This window comes from Flavobacterium sp. PS2 (assembly GCF_046250155.1).
In the GTDB taxonomy this organism is placed as follows: Bacteria; Bacteroidota; Bacteroidia; order Flavobacteriales; family Flavobacteriaceae; genus Flavobacterium.
In genome coordinates, this window is sequence record NZ_CP176426.1 from 4,899,303 (window position 1) to 4,920,016 (window position 20,714).

Consider the following 20,714-nt stretch of genomic DNA (forward strand, 5'->3'; position numbering starts at 1 on the left):
TTTATTTGGTATTCAAAAACAGAATTGTAATTTTTGTACCGATATTTATAGTACTCTCAATCTTCATTTTAGCTTTCATAATTTCCAAAAGTTCGGTCACAATTTGTAGCCCCATTCCAGGTTTTTCTTGGGTTTGCATTGATTTTATATCCTGTTTATTGTAAAGGTTTACAATATCGCCAGACATTCCGCTTCCAGTATCTTTAATAGCAAAGAAAAGCTTATTATCCATTATTCCTGAGACTAAAGTAATTTTTCCTGATGGAGTATTTTTTATTGCATTGTCCAGAAGATTATGTACAACGATTGAAAATAATAATCGATTATTGCTGATAGTTTGGTTTGTATCAATGAGGTTTTCAATTACGATCTTTTTGGAAGAGGCAATGGTCAGGAAAATTTTTATTTTTTCTTCGATCAGATCATATAAACAATACGTACTGGATAAATTTTCGTGTTTAGATACTTTGGTATATTCTAATATATTATTTACAAAATTATAGAGTTGGAAAGATGAAGTATGTAATGATTTTATGCCATCCTGAACAGCTTCTGAATCATTTGGGTTTTGATAAACGTGTTTTGCAGTCATTGCCAAAAAACGCAATGGACTTTTTATATCGTGTGTAATTGTTCCTATAAGTTTTTTGTGATTTGTGATTTGTTCACGTAAATTTTCGGTTGTATCCTTTAATGTTGTAATTGTATTTCGGAGTTGAAAAGTTTGTTCGGCTATTTTTTTTTCTAAATGAATGTTTTTCAATCGAACATATTTCAGTCTTAATTTTACAACATAATATAGAGTAGCAAAGGCTAAAATAAAAATCAATACGTTAAACCAAATGGTTTGATAAAATGCCGGAGCGATTATTATAGTTAGTGTTTTATATCGGTATTCAGAATCATGTCCGGTCATTTTTCTGGCTGTCAGATGATAAGTTCCGTGTGGTAAAGTCGTAAAGTAAATATTATTATCGATTATCGATTCCCATTTTTGAGATATCGGACCTTCGACTTTGGTTTCTATATTTAAGTTATTTGAATTTCCATAATAAGGACTATTTATAAAAAGTCTAAGTCGTTCAAAATCATGATTTAAGTTAAGAGTGTCATTTTTAATAGTAACATTTGAATTGTTGACTTCTGCTTGCTCAAAATAAATATCTCCTTTAGGTAAAAGTCTTTTTACTTTTTTAGAATCAAATACAACATTTCCTTTCATTGATGGGAATGTCACGTAATTATTCTTTAATAATAATCCGCATGGCTGGCATCCGCCATTAAATTCATTGGTTGCAAAACCATCGGACTTATCATAATATTGATAATAAATATTTTTTATTTTTTTGTTGGAATAATCCAGTAGATTTTTTTTAGAAACCTGAAATAATCCTTTATTGGTAGTAATCCAAAAATATCCGTTTTTATCTTCTATAATGCAATGAGAAGTGAGTAGATACTTGTTTTTATCTACAGGAAAAGAGGTAGTTTTTTTAGTAAATTGATTGTATAGATAAAAACCATTTCCATAAGTTGTTATCCATATTTCATCTGGTTTACCAATATATACACTTCTCACATAATTGTTTTCTGTCTCCTTTACATTTTCAATTTTCTTCTCTTTAAAATGAATTTGATGAAATCCTAAATGTGATCCTGTCCAGATAATATTATCTTTTATCTGAAGCATATAGGTTACATTAAAAGGAACATTCATATAAAAATTAAAATGAGGTTTATCTTTTGTACCTCCTAATGTGTATAATTTTCCATTTGGAGAACCTCCAACGCTCATTCCTACTATTATTTCCCCATTATTCATCTGGAAAATTTGTGTAACCCTATCTTCAAAACTCCATTTGTTATAGGTAATAAAATTGCTTTTTTTATGAAAACAGTATACAATATTATTAGCCTTAGTCCAGATATTTCCCATTTTATCAAACATCAGGCTATAATTATCATTTAGAACTTTAAATAAAGGATTACTTAATGATTGCCCATCTGTCGTGAAAATTTCTCCCGATGTGGCCAAGAATTGATTATCCTGATATGGAACCTGCGCGTAATATACACCATCCTTATTTTTTCCAGGAATGGCCAAAAAAAGTTTTTCCTTAACTACAAGCAATCCATCAGTGCTACTTCCGATATATAAAATTCGATCATCTAGGTCATAATATGCAGATACTATATTTCTTTTTGAAAGGTCATAATTCTTTAACAACAAACGAAGTCCAAGTTTTTTATGTTTTTTTTCAAGGATGTAAAAATTGCCTTCAACGATAAAAAAGGTTTGTTGAGAAACATTGTTTATGATAATAGAAAAATTATTTGTTTTTAGCCCATCTATTTTTATAAGATCAATTTTTCCATTCTCGAATTTTATGAATTTTTCTCCATCATAGTTGTAAATAATATTGTTTAGTATGAAAAAGTTTTGATACTCATCATAAGCATATTTAACCTGCCACAATAGTTTGTTCTCATCTTGATACAGACCAATATACTTTTTTGAGAGCGTAAAATATTTGTTATCAGTTCTATGAATTTTGTTGTTATAAAATCGTCTTTTTTTATAAAGGGCATTACTGATTTTAAATTGCTTAGGAATTTTATTTTTAGGAATTATAGAAGCAGTATTGTTTTTTATCCTAATATAATCGGCAAGATCATTGAGTAAATAGATATTGTCTTTAAGTGCATTTCCTCGAAAAAGACTCATCCTGTTAGTAGTCATTCCTGCTACATTTTCGGTATTAAATGTCTTAAATTGATTTCCATCATATCTTACTAATCCATTTTCGGTAGCCATCCATATAAAACCATTATTATCTTTTATTATGGATTTTACACTGTTTTGAGGAAGTATATTATTGTCTGCAGAATACCAAATAAGAGTATAGTCTTTATTATCTATCTGAGAATAAAGAAAATTGACAAAAAACAATGTCAGAAATAATGCTATTAAATTATTAAAATGTTTAATGATTATTGGGATATTTCTTAGAGAAAGGCATTTAAATACCTTGAAAATTTACCGTTCAATATTACGAAAAAGCAGGAGCCTTTATCTGTAGAATTAATTCTACAGTACAATTCTGTATTCTCTACATGGCTTCTTAATGATTAGAAAGATATTCGCATCTGGATTACTCTAATATGGAAGTAGTTGTTTATCAGTTAAAAACATTGATTAAAAACTGCAAATTTCGATTAAAGCAACCACCAGAATAGAATACCAAATAGTTTGATTTCAATAGTTACAATATTTAGAGATTAATAAATATCCCTGAATACTATTTTTTAGAATTTTAATAACAATTATTATATGAGGAACTTTACTTATTTTAAATTATTAATGCCAAATAAAGAGGGGGCTCTGAATCGATTTCTAGTCTGTTTCTTGTTTCTGTTTATATTTGGAAACATAGGCTACTCACAAGTCCAGACCACACATAGTGCAGGCCCTAATGATACAACAATTTTAAGTACATTAAATGGTAGCGGTGTTGTTTTGAGCGTTCCTACATTAGTTAAAGGGGTTAGAGCTAAACAAATTGCCGTTTTTTCGGGTGGAACAAATGCGGGTTTAGAGATAGACAGAGGTATTCTGTTTTCTACAGGAGATGCTACTTCAGATTTAAGCAACAGGAATAAATCTTTAGCTGCAGGTTCCAATCCAAATGGAAATTCAGCGATTGATCCGGATTTAGCAACTCTTGATGGCTCAGCAAATAATGATGCAGTTGTATATACCTTCAAGGTAACTTTGGACGCTAAAATGACAGCCATTCGTATTTTTTTTCAGTTTGGATCAGAAGAATATCCTGATTATGTTGGAAGTACGTTTAATGATGTTTTTGGATTTTTTATTTCAGGACCAGGAGTTACAGGGACACAAAATATCGCAAAATTACCATCAAGTAATAGAGAAATTTCTGTTAATTCGGTAAATGGAGGAAAGCTTGGAGTTAGTAAAACCGGAGCGAATGGTGTACCTGGGACAGACTTGCAACAGACAAATTATTATATAAATAATGGGCATAAAAATGATGGCACAACGAATGATGGAATTGGACCTAAACCAGTATTTGTAGAATACAATGGTTTAACAAAAAGACTTTCTTATGATCTTACACAACTGACGCCAGGAGCAACTTATAATTTTAAAATTGCAATTGCAGATGTTGGTGACGGATCTTATGACTCAGGTGTATTTATAGATGTAATTACAGCTAGTTATGGTGCTGATTTATCGGTAAAAAAAGAGGTGGTAGGTACTCCTAAAAAAGTAGGTGATGTCGCAACTTTCCTTATTACTGCCAGTAATGCTGGACCATATGAAGCAACAGGAGTTAAGGTAAACGATTTATTACCTTCGGGATATACTTTTGTAAGTGCAACCCCATCGACAGGTACTTATAATTCAGGTACTGGAGTTTGGAATATTGGTACACTTGCCAATAGAGGAAACGCTACTTTGACTGTAAAAGCGACTCTTAATGCCAAGGGAGATTATAATAATATTGCTAAAATTACTGGAAATGAAGAAGATCCAGATCCTTTAAATAACGAAAGCTCTAGTGAGCCAGTAAAACCACCAGTGGCTAATAATGATTCAGGAAATACTATTGGTGGCACAGCAGTTACTATTGCGGTGACAACAAATGATACTGATCCTGATGGAACTATAAATGTTGCAACAGTAGATCTGGATCCTCTTACGCCAGGTATTCAGCCCACGTTTACAGTAGCAGGTGAAGGAACATATACTGTAGATGCTTCAGGAATTGTAACATTTACACCTTTGGCAACTTTTAGCGGAACTGCAAGCTTGAACTATGTTGTAAATGATAACGATGGTTTTACATCTAATGAAGCTACAATTAGTATTACTGTAAAAACGAAACCACCAACAGCTAGTGCACAAACATTTTGTTCTGCTGACCTAAAAAAAATAACTGATTTACCTGCTACAGGTAATGAAATAAAATGGTACGATAGTTTAACAGGAGGGATTCTATATGATGCAACTCATGTATTAGGAACGAGAACCTATTATGCAAGTCAGACTATAAACGGAAATGAAAGTACGAGAACAGCGGTGGCTGTAACGATTAATTCTGCTCCAGTAGCACCAGTTGTAATAGTTGAAGATAATTGTGATGGTACATCAAAATTATCAACTACAGCTGCTGGTACTTTATTGTGGAGTAATGGCGAAACAACATCTAGTATTATAGTAAGTACAGCAGGAACTTATACTGTTACGACTACTGTAAATGGATGTACCAATTCGGGTAGTGGAATTGCTGCTCCAAAAACAGCACCAGCAGAGCCAACCGCAACAACGCAAACTTTCTGTTCAGCCGAAGCTAAAAAAGTAGGCGATTTACAAGCTACAGGAACAGCTATTCAATGGTATTCGGCAAGTAGAAACGGAACATTATATTCAGTAACAGATGTTTTAGCATCAGGAACGTATTATGCAAGCCAGACAATTGACGGATGCGAAAGTGCAAGAACTGCTGTAGTGGTAAAAATAACTCCTACACTAGCAGAACCAACCGCTACAACGCAAACATTTTGTTCAGCTGAAGCTAAAAAAGTAGGTGATTTACAAGCTACAGGAACAGCTATTCAATGGTATTCCGCAGCAACAAACGGAACATTATATTCAGTAACAGATGTTTTAGCATCAGGAACGTATTATGCAAGCCAAACAATTGACGGCTGCGAAAGTGCCAGAACTGCTGTAGTGGTAAAAATAACTCCAACACCAGCAGAGCCAACCGCTACAACGCAAACTTTCTGTTCAGCGGAAGCTAAAAAAGTAGGCGATTTACAAGCTACAGGAACAGCCATCCAATGGTATTCCGCAAGCACAAACGGAACATTATATTCAGTAACAGATGTTTTAACATCAGGAACGTATTATGCAAGTCAGACAATTGACGGATGTGAAAGTGCAAGAACTGCCGTAGTAGTAAATGTAAACACCACTCCAGCACAGCCAAGATTAGGAACTTTAACAAAACCAACTTGTTCAATTTCAACAGGTAGTATAGTTTTGAATGGCTTACCATCAGGTAATTGGACTATAAATCCTGGAAATGTTTCTGGAAATACTACAACTACAACTGTAACAGGTTTAGTACAAGGAAGTAGTTATAGTTTCACCGTAACAAGTGATGCAGGATGTATTTCTCTTCCATCTAGTAATATTACTATTGATTATGTTATTTGTGCTATCACAGAAACGACTTCACCAATCAATGGAAATACAGGAGGAAAAACGCCACCATTAACAGCTAACGATAAATTAAATGGAGTAGATGTAGTTATCGGAACCAATCCAGGTGAAGTCATATTAACGCCAGTAACAGTACCAACAGGATTAACATTAAATCCAGATGGAACTGTAACCGTATCTCCAAATACACCGGCAGGAAACTATGATGTAACCTACAAAATATGCGAAGTAACTAATCCGACAAATTGTGATGAAGTAACTTCAGTAGTTGTAGTAAGTCAACCATTAATCGAAGCTATCACCGAAACGACTTCTCCAATAAATGGAAATACAGGCGGAAAAACACCACCATTAACAGCTAATGATAAATTAAATGGAGTAGATGTAGTAATTGGAACCAACCCAGGTGAAGTAAAACTAACGCCAGTAACAGTACCAACAGGATTAACATTAAATCCAGATGGAACTGTAACCGTATCTCCAAATACACCAGCAGGAAACTATGATGTAACCTACAAAATATGCGAAGTGACCAATCCGACAAACTGTGATGAAGTAACCTCAGTAGTTGTAGTAAGCCAACCAATAATCGAAGCAATTACAGAAACGACTTCTCCAATCAATGGAAACACAGGAGGCAAAACGCCACCATTAACAGCCAATGATAAATTAAATGGAGTAGATGTAGTAATTGGAACCAACCCAGGTGAAGTAAAACTAACGCCAGTAACAGTACCAACAGGATTAACATTAAATCCAGATGGAACTGTAACCGTATCTCCAAATACACCAGCAGGAAACTATGATGTAACCTACAAAATATGCGAAGTGACCAATCCGACAAACTGTGATGAAGTAACCTCAGTAGTTGTAGTAAGCCAACCAATAATCGAAGCAATTACAGAAACGACTTCTCCAATCAATGGAAACACAGGAGGCAAAACGCCACCATTAACAGCCAATGATAAATTAAACGGAGTAGATGTAGTTATCGGAACCAACCCAGGTGAAGTAAAACTAACGCCAGTAACAGTACCAACAGGATTAACATTAAATCCTGACGGAACTGTAACCGTATCTCCAAATACACCAGCAGGAAACTATGATGTAACGTACAAAATATGCGAAGTAACCAATCCGACAAATTGTGATGAAGTAACTTCAGTAGTTGTAGTAAGTCAACCATTAATCGAAGCTATCACCGAAACTACTTCACCAATTAACGGAAATACAGGAGGTAAAACGCCATCATTGACATCAAACGATAAATTAAACGGAGTAGATGTAGTTATCGGAACCACCCCAGGTGAAGTAAAACTAACACCAGTAACTGTACAAACAGGATTAACACTAAATCCAGATGGAACCGTAACCATAGCGCCAAATACCCCAGCAGGAAACTACGATGTAACGTACAAAATATGCGAAGTAACCAATCCGACAAACTGTGCAGAAGTAACCTCAGTAGTTGTAGTAAGTCAATCATTAATTGAAGCTATTACAGAAACGACTTCTCCAATTAACGGAAATACAGGCGGAAAAACACCACCATTAACAGCTAATGATAAATTAAATGGAGTAGATGTAGTTATCGGAACCAACGTAGGCGAAGTAAAACTAACGCCAGTAACTGTACCAACAGGACTCACATTAAATCCAGATGGAACTGTAACAATAGCACCAAATACACCAACAGGAAACTACGATGTAACCTACAAAATATGCGAAGTAACCAATCCGACAAATTGTGATGAAGTAACCTCAGTAATTGTAGTAAGTCCACCATTAATCGAAGCTATTACAGAAACGACTTCACCAATTAACGGAAATACAGGAGGCAAAACGCCACCATTAACAGCTAATGATAAATTAAATGGAGTAGATGTAGTTATCGGAACCAATCCAGGCGAAGTAAAACTAACGCCAGTAACTGTACCAACAGGACTCACACTAAATCCTGACGGAACTGTAACAATTGCTCCAAATACACCAGCAGGAAATTACGATGTAACGTACAAAATATGCGAAGTAACCAATCCGACAAATTGCGATGAAGTAACTTCAGTAGTTGTAGTAAGTCAACCAATAATCGAAGCAATTACAGAAACGACTTCTCCAATAAATGGAAATACAGGCGGAAAAACTCCACCATTAACATCAAACGATAAATTAAATGGAGTAGATGTAGTTATCGGAACCAACCCAGGCGAAGTAAAATTAACTCCAGTAACTGTACCAACAGGACTCACATTAAATCCAGACGGAACTGTAACCGTATCTCCAAATACGCCAGCAGGAAACTATGATGTAACGTACAAAATATGCGAAGCAACTAATCCGACAAATTGTGATGAAGTAACTTCAGTAATTGTAGTAAGTCAGCCATTAATCGAAGCAATTACAGAAACGACTTCACCAATTAACGGAAACACAGGAGGAAAAACGCCACCATTAACAGCCAATGATAAATTAAATGGAGTAGATGTAGTTATCGGAATCAACCCAGGCGAAGTAAAACTAACGCCAGTAACAGTACCAACAGGACTCACACTAAATCCTGACGGAACTGTAACCGTATCTCCAAATACACCAGCAGGAAACTACGATGTAACGTACAAAATATGCGAAGTAACCAATCCGACAAACTGTGATGAAGTAACCTCAGTAATTGTAGTAGGAGCAGCGGTGATAGATGCAACAGATGATAACGTACTCTTTGCAGACGGAATAAACGGAACACTAGAAGCAATCAATGTATTAGACAATGATAAATTAAACGGAAGCAGAATAAACAACCCAGCTATTGTAACTATAAAAAGCCTAACCGTATTATCAGGAATCACATTAAACGAAGACGGAACAATAGATGTAGCGCCAAATACACCAGGAGGTACCTATACCCTAAACTACCAAATTTGTGATGTGATAAACAAAACAAATTGCGTAAGTGCCAAAGTGACCATTTTTGTTGCCGTACCATCGATAGCCGTAATAAAAACAGCCACATTCAATGACGAAAACAAAAGCGGTTATGCCAATGCAGGAGAAACGATCACCTATACCTTCAAGATAACCAATACTGGAAACACCCCGCTGACAAACGTAACAGTTAGCGACCCACTTCCAGGACTAGTTATGACAGGAAGCCCAATCACATTAGGCGTAAATGAAACCGATGAACACACATTTATAGGCGTATATGTAATCAAACAATCCGATATCAATGCCGGAAAAATAAGCAACCAGGCCACCGCATTTGGAACCAGTGCCAACGGAATCACAGTAGAAGACAAATCCGATTACACCAGCAATGTAGACGACAACCCAACGGTATCCCCAATAGAAGGCTGCGTAATAAAAGTCTTCAATGCCATCTCACCAAACGGAGATTCCATGAACGAGAGATTCTATATCCAGGGACTAGAATGTTATCCAGAGAATACCGTAGAGATATACAACCGATGGGGAGTTTTAGTATTCGAACGCGAACACTACAACAACGAAGAACGCGCCTTTAGAGGAATGTCCGAAGGACGCACCACCGTAAAACAATCCGATGGACTGCCAGTAGGAACATACTACTACGTACTAAAATACAAAGACAGCGAGTCCAATGCCCACCAGGAAGCAGGATATTTATACATCAATAAATAAAAGTAAAAAACAAATAGAAACGGCTTAGCCCTAAAAAGCTAAGCCATTCTTAAAAGAAAAATAAATGAGAAAATTAGTAATCGTTTTTATGTTTTTTTCCGCAGTAAGCCATGCACAACAAGATGCCCAGTTTACACAATACATGTACAATACCATCAATATAAACCCAGCCTATGCCGGTTCCAGAGGAGCCATGAGCATCTTTGGACTATACCGTACCCAATGGGTAGGACTCGATGGAGCACCCGAAACCAGCAGCTTCTCCCTAAACACCCCACTAAACAATAGCAATTTAGGACTTGGAGTATCCCTGGTAAATGATAAAATAGGACCAACAAACGAAAACACATTCTCGGCCGATTTATCCTATACCATACCCACATCCGAAACCTTCAAGCTATCCTTCGGGATCAAAGCCACCGCAAATTTGTTCAATTTAGACATCGGTAAACTAAACCCAGAACAACAAGGCGACCCACAATTTCAAGACCTAAACAGCAAATTCACCCCCAACATAGGAGCAGGAGTATACTGGCATTCCGATAAAGCCTACATCGGACTATCCGTACCCAACTTTATCGAAACCAACAGATACAACGATAATGATATCGCCATCTTCAAAGACAAAATCAACTACTACCTAATAGCCGGATACGTATTCGATCTAGACCCCTATATCAAATTCAAACCAGCCGTACTGACCAAAATGGTCGAAGGTTCCCCATTACAAGTCGACCTGTCAGCCAACTTCATGTTCAATGACAAATTTGTAGCCGGAGTCGCCTACAGATGGAGTGCAGCCCTAAGCGCCATGGTAGGATTCCAGGTAAGCGACGGATTATACCTAGGCTACGCCTACGACCGCGAAACCACCCGCCTGAACAACTACAACTCAGGTTCCCACGAGATATTCCTGCGATTCGAATTCTTTAATAATTACAGCCGAATAACCTCACCAAGATTCTTCTAAAACCATCAAAGATGAAAAAAAACTATATAGCCATCACCCTCACCCTCCTTTTAGTACTGATAACACTAAACGGAAGAGCACAAAGCGCAAGCCAGCACAAAGCCGATAAAGACTATAACCAATACGCCTATATCGATGCCATTGCCACCTACGAAAGAATAGCTGAAAAAGGATACAAAGACCAGGAAATGTTCCAAAGACTAGGTAACGCCTACTACTTTAATGGCGAACTAACCAAAGCCGCCAAATGGTATCAGGCCCTTTTTGAAATGAACCCAGAACAAGAACCCGAGTACTACTACCGCTACGCACAAACCCTAAAAGCCACAGGAGATTATGCCAAAGCAGATAAAACCCTCGAGACCTTTAACAAAAAAAAGACAGCCGATAAAAGAGGAGAACTATTCGAAAACAATAAAAACTACCTCGAGCAAATAAAAGCCAACTCAGGACGATACGAAATAGCCGACGCAAAAATCAACTCCACCCAAACCGATTACGGAAGCGCCTATTACGACAACAAACTCGTATTTGCATCCGCCAGAGATACCGGAGGCATAGCCAAAAAAACATTCAAATGGACCAATAAATCCTTCACCAACCTATACACCGCCGAAATAAAAGCCGATGGAACACTAGGAACACCAGAGCGATTTCAAAAGAACATCAATTCCAAATTCAATGAATCCACCCCCGTTTTCACCAAAGACGGAAAAATAATGTACTTTACAAGAAACAACTACTTGGAAGGAAAAAGAGGCAAAGACAACCAAAAAATCACCCTGTTAAAACTCTATAAAGCAGAACAAATCGATGGTAAATGGACCAACGTAAGCGAACTACCATTTAATAGCGACCAGTACAGCACCGCGCATCCCGCACTAAGCAATGACGAGAAAAAACTATACTTCGCATCCGATATGCCAGGAACACTGGGCCAATCCGATTTGTATAGCGTAACGATAAACAGCGACAAAAGCTTTGGAAAACCAGAAAACCTGGGAAAGACAATCAACACCGAAGGCAGAGAAACCTTCCCGTTTATAGCAAACGACAACCAGCTATATTTTGCCAGCGACGGACGACCAGGACTAGGCGGACTCGATGTATACGTTGCCAAAATCAATGATAACAACAGCGATAAGAACAACAACGATAACACCTTTACAACAGTACAAAACGTAGGCGCACCAATAAATAGCAAACAAGACGACTTTGCATTTATCATCGATAGCAAAACCCAAAAAGGATACTTCACCTCCAATCGAGAAGGAGGAAACGGCAACGATGATATTTACAAACTAACCCAAACCAGAAAACTAAACTGCGAACAAATCCTAAAAGGAATAGTAACCGACAAAGAAACCAACGCCATACTAGACAACGCCAAAGTAACCCTGCTCGACGAGCAATTTAAAACAATAGGCGAGATTACAACAGCAGCAAACGGAACATACAGCTTTAAGGTAGATTGTAACAAAACCTATCATATCCGAGTAGCCAAAGAAGATTATGAAACGATAGAAACTCCAGTAATCATAAAAGAACAATCAGAAGAAACAGAGCTAAATATAAAATTAGAAAAACGCATCAAACCAATCACAGTAGGAACTGATTTAGCTAAAACACTAAACATACCTATCATCTATTTTGATTTAGATAAATCCATCATCCGCAAAGATGCCACCTTCGAACTAGAGAAAATCCTGGCAGTAATGCAGCAATACCCAAAGATGAAAATCGATATCCGCTCCCATACCGATAGTCGTCAAACAGCAAAATACAACCTGGCATTATCAGACAGAAGAGTCAAATCAACCCAACAATGGTTGATAAAAAACGGAATTAAATCTAATCGATTAACCGCCAAAGGATATGGCGAGAGTCAATTAGTAAACCACTGTTCCGATGGAGTTCCTTGCACAGAAGCAGAACACCAATTGAACAGAAGAAGTGAATTTATTGTTGTTTCAATGGACTAAATTTAATTAATTGTCAATCAATCAAAAGCCCTTTCTAAAGTTTAGAAAGGGCTTTTTTAGTTTTCAGTTTCAGTTTTCAGTAGCAGAGAAATTAACCGCAAAGAGTGCAAAGGTTTTTTCGCAAAGCTTTACTGTAAACTGATACTGTAAACTGCCACTGAAAACTGCCACTGAAAACCGCGACTAAAAACTAAATACTAATCTGATAGGCACATCTTCTTTCGCCCGCAATGATATGACTCACACGATTAATGCTAACTTCTTTTCCTAATACAGATCTAAATGTATTTAATTCGGAAGAACAAAAACCTTGGCAAATTGTAGCAGCAGCACAAATAGGACAGTGATTTTCGACAAAAAGATACCCATCGTCATTCTTAGCGTATTCCGCCATATAACCTTCTCTTGTTCTTATTTCGACAAGTTTTTCTATTTTTTGTTCCAAATCATTAATAGTATCAATTTCTTCATGATACTTCTTTTTCCCACTTTCTTCATACACATCAATAACCGCTTGCATAGTATCTCCACCCATAGCGTTAATAATGTTAATCAACTTTAGGGTTAATTCGGCATGAGTATCGGGAAACTTCGAATTTCCATTCGCCGTAAGGCTAAAAGTTTTTTGAGGTCTACCAACACCTTTAGACTCTTCTTGAGGATGAATAAAATCTTCTTCAACAAGTTTAAGTAGTTGTTGTCTAACGCCTTCCTTTGTTATCTTAAGCTCATGCGCAATCTCGAGAGCCGTAAGAGGACCTCGCATTTTGAGCAACATTAAAATCTTATTTGTAGTCATAAATTAATAAAACAAGTATTTAGTTGTTTTATTATGCAAAAATATTAATTTTGCATAACTTATCAAAGCTCATTGCCAGATATTATTATCCTAAGAGCAATCAATATTGAGAGTTACAGAAATTATTAATACAAACTATAGATTATGGTACTAGAATTACAATCACCACCCATTAGTTCATATGATAGGATTAATTTACCTGTATATATCGTTCCGTACTGGAATGTGTTAATGAAAATCTACAAATAGTACATACTCTCCATTATAGATTTTAGAAATCTCAAAAACCTTTAGTTCAAATTAAAGCGGTTTTTACAACGTGCTCAACATACTAGAAAAATAGTATTCAAGTTGGGCGGGGGATACCTATGTCCAAAAATTAGCAAAACTCAAAAATTAAAATTCAATAAATAACCCAATTTTTTAATAATCCAAAATATGGAAATAATAAATAAAATAGATGCTTCAGGCATACAAACTCTCGATTTACGGTCGTATAAACCCATCGAAAATGATTTTATAATATTTGATATTGTACCATTTCTTATAGAAGATTTTATGTTGCAAGAAAAGACATTCCGATTAGAAATGGCTAATATCGATTGGAACCAATATAAAGGAAAAGATGTAGTAATTACTTGTTCTAATGATGCCATAGTTCCGCTTTGGGCGTATGTATTAATCAGTTCATTACTAGCTCCGCATGCATCGATAGTGGTGTATTCGACAATTGGAAATCACGAAGGAATTTTATGGATGGAAAGAATAAGGAAAATAGAATTTTCGGCATTTATTAATCAAAAAGTAGTGCTAAAAGCCAATTCGTCCATACCCGAAGAAATTCTAGTATTGGCCACAAGCCAATTAATTAAATATGTACAAACCCTAATGTGGGGAGAAGCAGGTTCTCCTTTAATGATTTACAAAAGAAAATAAACGACCAAATGAAAAAAATAATAGTAATACTGATTATAGGAACACTTTTGATAGTTTCATGTAATTCCAAAAACGCAGAACAAACAGAAAGTCCAGTAGCATATCCTACGCTTACGCTAAAGGCACAAAAAGCCAATGTTTCAGTAGAATTTCCAACGACTTTAGAAGGAGAACAAACTGTCGAAATACGCTCCAAAGTAGATGGATATATAGAGCAGGTTTATGTAGAAGAAGGTTCGGCTGTAGCCAAAGGACAACCTTTATTTAAAATAGATGCCAATAGTTATTTGCAGGAAGTAAATAATAAGAAAGCAGCAGTTCTTGCAGCCGAAGCAAGTCTGGAAACCTCCGTTATCCAGACTAAAAGAACAGCAGCTTTAGCAGAAAAGAAAATTATAAATAACTATGAATTGACATCTGCTAAAAATATTGAACGAGTAAAAAGAGCCGAATTAAGCCAGGCAAATGCCGATTTATCTGCGTCTAAATCAAAACTAGCTTTTACCAATATCGTGAGTCCTATTAATGGAGTAGTAGGGAGTTTGCCATTTAAAATAGGAAGTTTAGTAAGCAGTTCGGCACCAGAACCTTTAACTACAGTTGCTAATACCAAAAATATCTTTGCTTATTTTTCGCTAAGTCAGCAACAATTAAACTCTTTTTTGAGTCAGTATTCAGGGAATCAATTAAAAGATAAATTCAGGAATATGCCCGAGGTTTCGTTAGTAACTGCCGATGGAGGAACATATCCATCAAAAGGAAAAATCCAGACTTTAAGCGGAGTATTAAATGCAAGTACTGGTTCGGCAAATTTTAAAGCAGTTTTCCCAAATCCAGAAGGTAAATTATGGAGTGGAGCAAGTGCCACAATTGTCATTCCAACAGAATTTGAAGCTGCGATTTTAGTTCCTAAAAAAGCAGTATTTGAGTTACAGGGACGCTTTTTTGTATTTACTGTAGATGCAAAAAATGTAGTGCATAATACCGAAATAAAAATAAGAAACACCTCAACAGAAAAAGAATATGTAGTAACCGAAGGCGTAAAATCTGGAGATACTATAATTACAGATGGAATAGGGAATTTAAGGGATGGAGTGAAAATCGCACCGATAGTTCCATCATCAAAAAAATAAAAAGACATGTTTAGAAAATTTATAGAAAATCCAGTATTATCCACTGTAATATCGATAATAATAGTGATTTTAGGATTACTGGGATTAGCTTCCCTGCCCATATCACAATACCCTGAAATTGCACCACCTACAGTTGTTGTAACCGCTTCTTACCAAGGAGCAAGTGCTGATGTGGTTATGAAAAGTGTGATTGTTCCGCTAGAAGAACAAATAAACGGAGTCGAGAATATGACCTATATGACATCTACAGCCAGTAGTAATGGTACAGCGTCGATAACCATATTCTTTAAACAGGGAACAAATCCCGATATGGCAGCGGTAAATGTTCAGAACAGAGTTACTAAAGCAACAAGTTTGTTACCAAATGAGGTTATTAAATCGGGTATTACAACTAGCAAACAGTTAAGCAGTACCGCCTTTAGTTTCTTGTTATATAGCAAAGACGGAAAGTACGACGAAAAGTTTCTTGATAATTATTTGAGGATAAATATCATGCCCGAGATGAAACGTGTTGAAGGAGTAGGAGGAACTGAAATTTATAGTAGTCAGGAATATTCAATGCGTATTTGGTTAAAACCCGATGCAATGGCAAATCAAGGCTTGGTTCCAGACGATATTATTAAAGCATTACAAGAACAAAATATTGAAGCTGCACCTGGAAAAATTGGAGAAAACAGTAAAGAATCGGTACAGTATGCTCTAAAATTTACAGGAAGACTTGAAAACCCTGCAGAGTTTGAAAACATTGTTTTGAGAAGCGGTAAACAAGGAAGTTTATTGCGCTTAAAAGATGTTGCCGATATCGAGTTTGGAGCTTTAGATTATACCACTTCATTAATAACCCAAGGAAAAGTTTCTTCGGGAGGAGCGATAAGTCAAATTTCGGGTTCTAATGCTCGAGAATTAATTATTGCTTGTGAAGATATATTAAAAAAAGCATCTAAGGATTTCCCTCCGGGATTAGAGTATCATACATTCTTAAATGCCAATGATTTTCTAGACGCATCTATCGAAAAGGTAATCTATACGATTATCGAAGCATTTATTCTGGTTTTTATAGTTGTGTTTATCTTTTTACAAGATTTCAGGTCAACATTAATTCCGGCGATTGCAGTTCCTGTATCGATTATTGGTACTTTCTTTTTCTTGAAACTATTCGGATTTACGATTAATTTATTGACCCTTTTTGCTTTGGTTCTTGCTATTGGTATTGTGGTAGATGATGCGATTGTAGTCGTCGAGGCAGTTCATGCCAAACTAGATCAAGGCGCAAAATCGGCTAAGAAAGCAACCATTCATGCTATGAGCGAGATTAGCGGAGCGATAATATCTATTACCTTAATTATGTCGGCGGTATTTATTCCTGTTACATTTATTACAGGTTCGGCGGGTGTATTTTACAAACAATTTGGTTTAACATTGGCAGTAGCCATATTAATTTCGGCAATTAATGCATTGACTTTAAGTCCTGCTCTTTGTGCTATTTTACTAAAACCACATGACTCAGAAAAATCAAATCATCCCAAAGGATTCCTGCCTAAATTCTATGCAAGTTTTAATGTTGCTTTTGATGCTGTTACCAATAAATATATTGGTGCTGTTCGATTCCTGATTCGCAGAAAATGGATTTCATTAGTTGCAATTGCGCTATTCGGAATGGTATTTTATGCTTTAATAAAAACAACACCAACAGGTTTTGTACCTAATGATGATGGAGGAGCTATTTTTGGGAATGTGGTTTTACCACCATCTTCGACACTAGAACGTACCGAAGAAATTACAAAAGAAATAGATAATATCGCGAGAAGTATTCCCGAAATAGAACTATCATCGACCCTTTCGGGGATGGATTTAATTCACGGATCTGGAGGTTCTTACGGAGCATTATTCATTAGATTGAAGCCTTGGAATGAAAGGAAAGGTAAAACTCAGGATGTTAATTCAATTGTGAGTCAGTTGTTTGAAAAAACTTCACATATAAAAGGAGCAAGTATCATTTTCTTTGCTGCGCCAACTTTGCAAGGATTCGGAAACAGTAACGGATTCGAAGTGCAACTGCAAGATAAAACGGGAGGTAGTTATCAGAATTTTGATAAGAACATCGGGAAGTTTATGGCAGCAATTAATCAGCGACCAGAGATAATGTATGCCACAAGTCCGTTTAATATTGGTTTCCCAGAAATGGAAGTTAATGTAAATGTAGCAAAGTGTAAAGACGCGGGTGTATCTGTAAACACGGTTCTTAATACGCTTCAGGGTTATTTTGGTGGAATCTACGCTTCTGATATTAATAAATTCGGAAAACAATATCGAGTAATGTTACAATCACATCCTGATTACAGAGCGAAAGAAAGTGATATTAATAAAGTTTTTGTTCGAACAGATAAAGGAGCAATGGCACCAATTTCGGAGTTTGTAACATTGAAAAAAACGTATGGTCCAGAATTTTTAAATCGTTTCAATCTTTTTACATCTACTACAGTTACTGGTGCGCCAAATGCAGGATATAGTTCTGGAGATGCAATAAAAGCAATCGAGGAAGTGGCAGCACAAACACTAGAAAGAGGGTATACTTATGAATTTTCTGGTTTAACCAAAGAAGAACTTTCCAGCGGAAGTCAGACAACATTGATTTTCGGACTTTGTTTAATCTTTATTTACTTCTTGCTAAGTGCACAATACAAGAGTTATATTTTACCATTTTCGGTGTTGTTATCCTTACCAATAGGACTTGCGGGAGCATTTATATTTGCGAATCTTTTTGGAGTAGATAACAATATTTTCCTTCAGATAAGTTTGATAATGCTGATTGGGCTTTTAGCCAAAAATGCCATTCTTATTGTAGAGTTTGCACTATTACATCGCTTAAGCGGAAGAAGTCTTGTGCAGTCGGCAATATTCGGAGCGAGAGCAAGATTACGACCTATTTTAATGACCTCGTTTGCTTTTATCTTCGGATTGATTCCGTTGATGATTGCTACAGGAGCAGGAGCATTAAGTAACAGGTCTATTGGTACAGCAGCCGTTGGCGGAATGTTGATTGGTACATTATTCGGGGTTTTTGTGATTCCGGTTTTGTTTATCATTTTTCAGGCTATGCAGGAAAAAGTTGGAGGAATAAAAGAACCTGCGCATGAGCCGAGAATGTTAGATTAGATAAGAAAGGAACAAAGGTTTGGAGGCTCAGAGTAGCAAAGGTTCAAAGGTTCAGAGGGAATAGCTTTGCGATTATTTTACCGCAAAGGGCGCAAAGTTTTTTAGATGGATGGTTTTATAAAAACGCAAAGCTCGCAAAGCTTTGCCTTGAACCTTCTTTGAGAACCTTATGATAAAATTTTAACCGCAAAGGACACAAAGTTTTTTACAAGGATGGTTTTATAAAAACGCAAAGTTCGCAAAGCTTTGTATTGAACCTGCTTTGCGAACTTTGCGTATCCCGACGCTTCGGGATTGTGAACCTTGCGGTTAATTTCACCCAAATAAATAAAAAATAAAAACATATTATAATGAAGAAATATAATTATAAATTAATAGTCATTATACTGATTGTTGCCAGTATATGGAGTTCGTGTAAAATCACTAAATCCTATTCAAAACCTGCAACAACAGTAGAATATCGTGAGCCTGAAAATAAGGATACTACAAATATGGCAACGATGAAATGGTCGGAGCTATTTACTGATGCAGCTTTGCAGCAACTTATTTCCGATGGATTAGCGGCAAATCTGGATTTAAAGATTGCAGTAGAACGCATTAACCAATCTACAGCAAATCTTAAACTGAAAAAAGCTGCTTTCTTGCCTTCGGTAGATGGGAATGTTTCGGTAAAAGAATCCAGATTGGCTTTCCCGCAAGGATTTGGACTTTTCGACCAATCAACACAATATGATTTGGGAATTACAGCAGGATGGGAAGTAGATGTTTGGGGAAAATTAAAAAGTGCTAAAAAAGGAGCTATTGCTAATTTATTGGCTACAGATGCTGCCAAACGTGCTATTCAGACTCAACTAATAGCCAATATTGCCAATTCATATTATGAGTTGCTTATACTTGACGAACAATTAAAAGTACTTAAAAAGACAGCCAAAAATAGAGAAACTGATGCCGAAACAATTAAGGTTCTTTTCGAAAATTCTATTATTAATGGAGTAGCTGTTGTGCAGAGTGAAGCCAACTTTTATGAAGCTGAATTAGCGATTCCGGATATAGAACAAAAGATAACCGAAACCGAACATGCTTTATGTGTGCTTCTGGCAAAATCTCCAACTAAGATTGTACGTGGTTCTCTGGAACAACAAAAGCTTGTTTATGATTTAAAAATTGGGGTTCCGATGCAGCTTTTGGCAAACAGACCAGATGTACAACAAGCCGAATATAATTTTAGAGCTGCATTTGAAGAAAGTAATGTAGCAAGAGCTTATTTTTATCCTAGTTTGACTATTAGTGGAGCAGCTGGTTTTTCTAGCTTCGGATTAAAAGATTGGTTTACAAACGGTGGACTTTTTGGCAATATAGCCGGAGGGCTTGCACAACCAATTTTTAATAAAGGAATCAATAAAGCGAGATTGGCAACAGCATTGTCTTTGCAAAAAGAAGCGTTGTATAATTTTGAACTTTCGATGTTAAAAGCAAGTGAAGAAGTTTCGAATGCATTGTCTAAATATGATAACGCAGCTTTAAAAGAAGAAAAAAGGAAAAAACAATTAGAAGCATTATTTAAAGCGGTAGATTTTAATAAAGAATTATTAAACAATTCGACGACTAATTATACCGATGTGTTAACAGCCGAACAAAATTTACTAAATGCACAATTAAGAGGAATTGATGATCAAAGTCAGAAATTGCACGCCGTTGTAAACTTGTATCGCGCTCTTGGCGGTGGATGGAATTAATTTAAAAAATAAATGATAATTATTTAATTTGTTGGTTTTATTTGAAGCAGGGGATAGTTGAATTGAAAAACTATCCCTTCTTTTTTTTGGGG

The 20,714-nt window shown here is 36.1% G+C and carries 9 protein-coding genes; 7 read left to right on the forward strand and 2 right to left on the reverse strand.

What is annotated here, in order from left to right; all coding sequences use genetic code 11:
* Window position 1: 1 nt before the first annotated feature.
* Entirely contained in the window at window positions 2-2,950 is a 2,949-nt protein-coding gene (locus ACJ6WR_RS21260; RefSeq protein ID WP_409416419.1) for an ATP-binding protein, read from the reverse strand.
* Window positions 2,951-3,331: 381 nt separating this feature from the next.
* Here ACJ6WR_RS21260 and ACJ6WR_RS21265 point away from each other — a divergent pair, with 381 nt between their 5' ends.
* The 3 genes from ACJ6WR_RS21265 to ACJ6WR_RS21275 all read left to right on the forward strand — a co-directional run bounded on the left by ACJ6WR_RS21265 (window position 3,332) and on the right by ACJ6WR_RS21275 (window position 12,862).
* Complete coding sequence (locus ACJ6WR_RS21265; RefSeq protein WP_409416420.1) at window positions 3,332-9,910, forward strand: choice-of-anchor L domain-containing protein; 6,579 nt, start codon at window positions 3,332-3,334, stop codon at window positions 9,908-9,910.
* Between the two features lie 64 nt (window positions 9,911-9,974).
* Window positions 9,975-10,880 carry a type IX secretion system membrane protein PorP/SprF gene (locus ACJ6WR_RS21270; protein ID WP_409416421.1) on the forward strand — a complete coding sequence of 302 codons (906 nt, stop codon included), beginning with the start codon at window positions 9,975-9,977 and terminating at the stop codon, window positions 10,878-10,880.
* A gap of 11 nt (window positions 10,881-10,891) precedes the next feature.
* The gene (locus ACJ6WR_RS21275; RefSeq protein WP_409416422.1) at window positions 10,892-12,862 is read left to right on the forward strand and encodes an OmpA family protein; all 1,971 of its coding nucleotides are present in this window, start codon (window positions 10,892-10,894) and stop codon (window positions 12,860-12,862) included.
* 190 nt (window positions 12,863-13,052) lie between these two features.
* On the opposite strand, the gene ACJ6WR_RS21280 is transcribed toward ACJ6WR_RS21275, so the two are convergent.
* On the reverse strand, window positions 13,053-13,628 hold the full coding sequence (locus tag ACJ6WR_RS21280; protein WP_207621520.1) for a metalloregulator ArsR/SmtB family transcription factor: 576 nt from the start codon (window positions 13,626-13,628) through the stop codon (window positions 13,053-13,055).
* A gap of 471 nt (window positions 13,629-14,099) precedes the next feature.
* On the opposite strand from ACJ6WR_RS21280, the gene ACJ6WR_RS21285 reads away from it, so the two are divergent.
* The 4 genes from ACJ6WR_RS21285 to ACJ6WR_RS21300 all read left to right on the forward strand — a co-directional run bounded on the left by ACJ6WR_RS21285 (window position 14,100) and on the right by ACJ6WR_RS21300 (window position 20,622).
* Window positions 14,100-14,597, forward strand: a complete 498-nt coding sequence (locus tag ACJ6WR_RS21285; protein ID WP_039120256.1) for a DUF2480 family protein — start codon at window positions 14,100-14,102, stop codon at window positions 14,595-14,597.
* 8 nt (window positions 14,598-14,605) lie between these two features.
* Window positions 14,606-15,730 carry an efflux RND transporter periplasmic adaptor subunit gene (locus ACJ6WR_RS21290; protein WP_409416423.1) on the forward strand — a complete coding sequence of 375 codons (1,125 nt, stop codon included), beginning with the start codon at window positions 14,606-14,608 and terminating at the stop codon, window positions 15,728-15,730.
* 6 nt (window positions 15,731-15,736) lie between these two features.
* Complete coding sequence (locus ACJ6WR_RS21295; RefSeq protein ID WP_409416424.1) at window positions 15,737-18,886, forward strand: efflux RND transporter permease subunit; 3,150 nt, start codon at window positions 15,737-15,739, stop codon at window positions 18,884-18,886.
* 350 nt (window positions 18,887-19,236) lie between these two features.
* A complete protein-coding gene (locus ACJ6WR_RS21300) occupies window positions 19,237-20,622 on the forward strand; it encodes an efflux transporter outer membrane subunit (protein WP_086894485.1) in 1,386 nt (461 codons plus the stop codon).
* Window positions 20,623-20,714 lie beyond the last annotated feature (92 nt).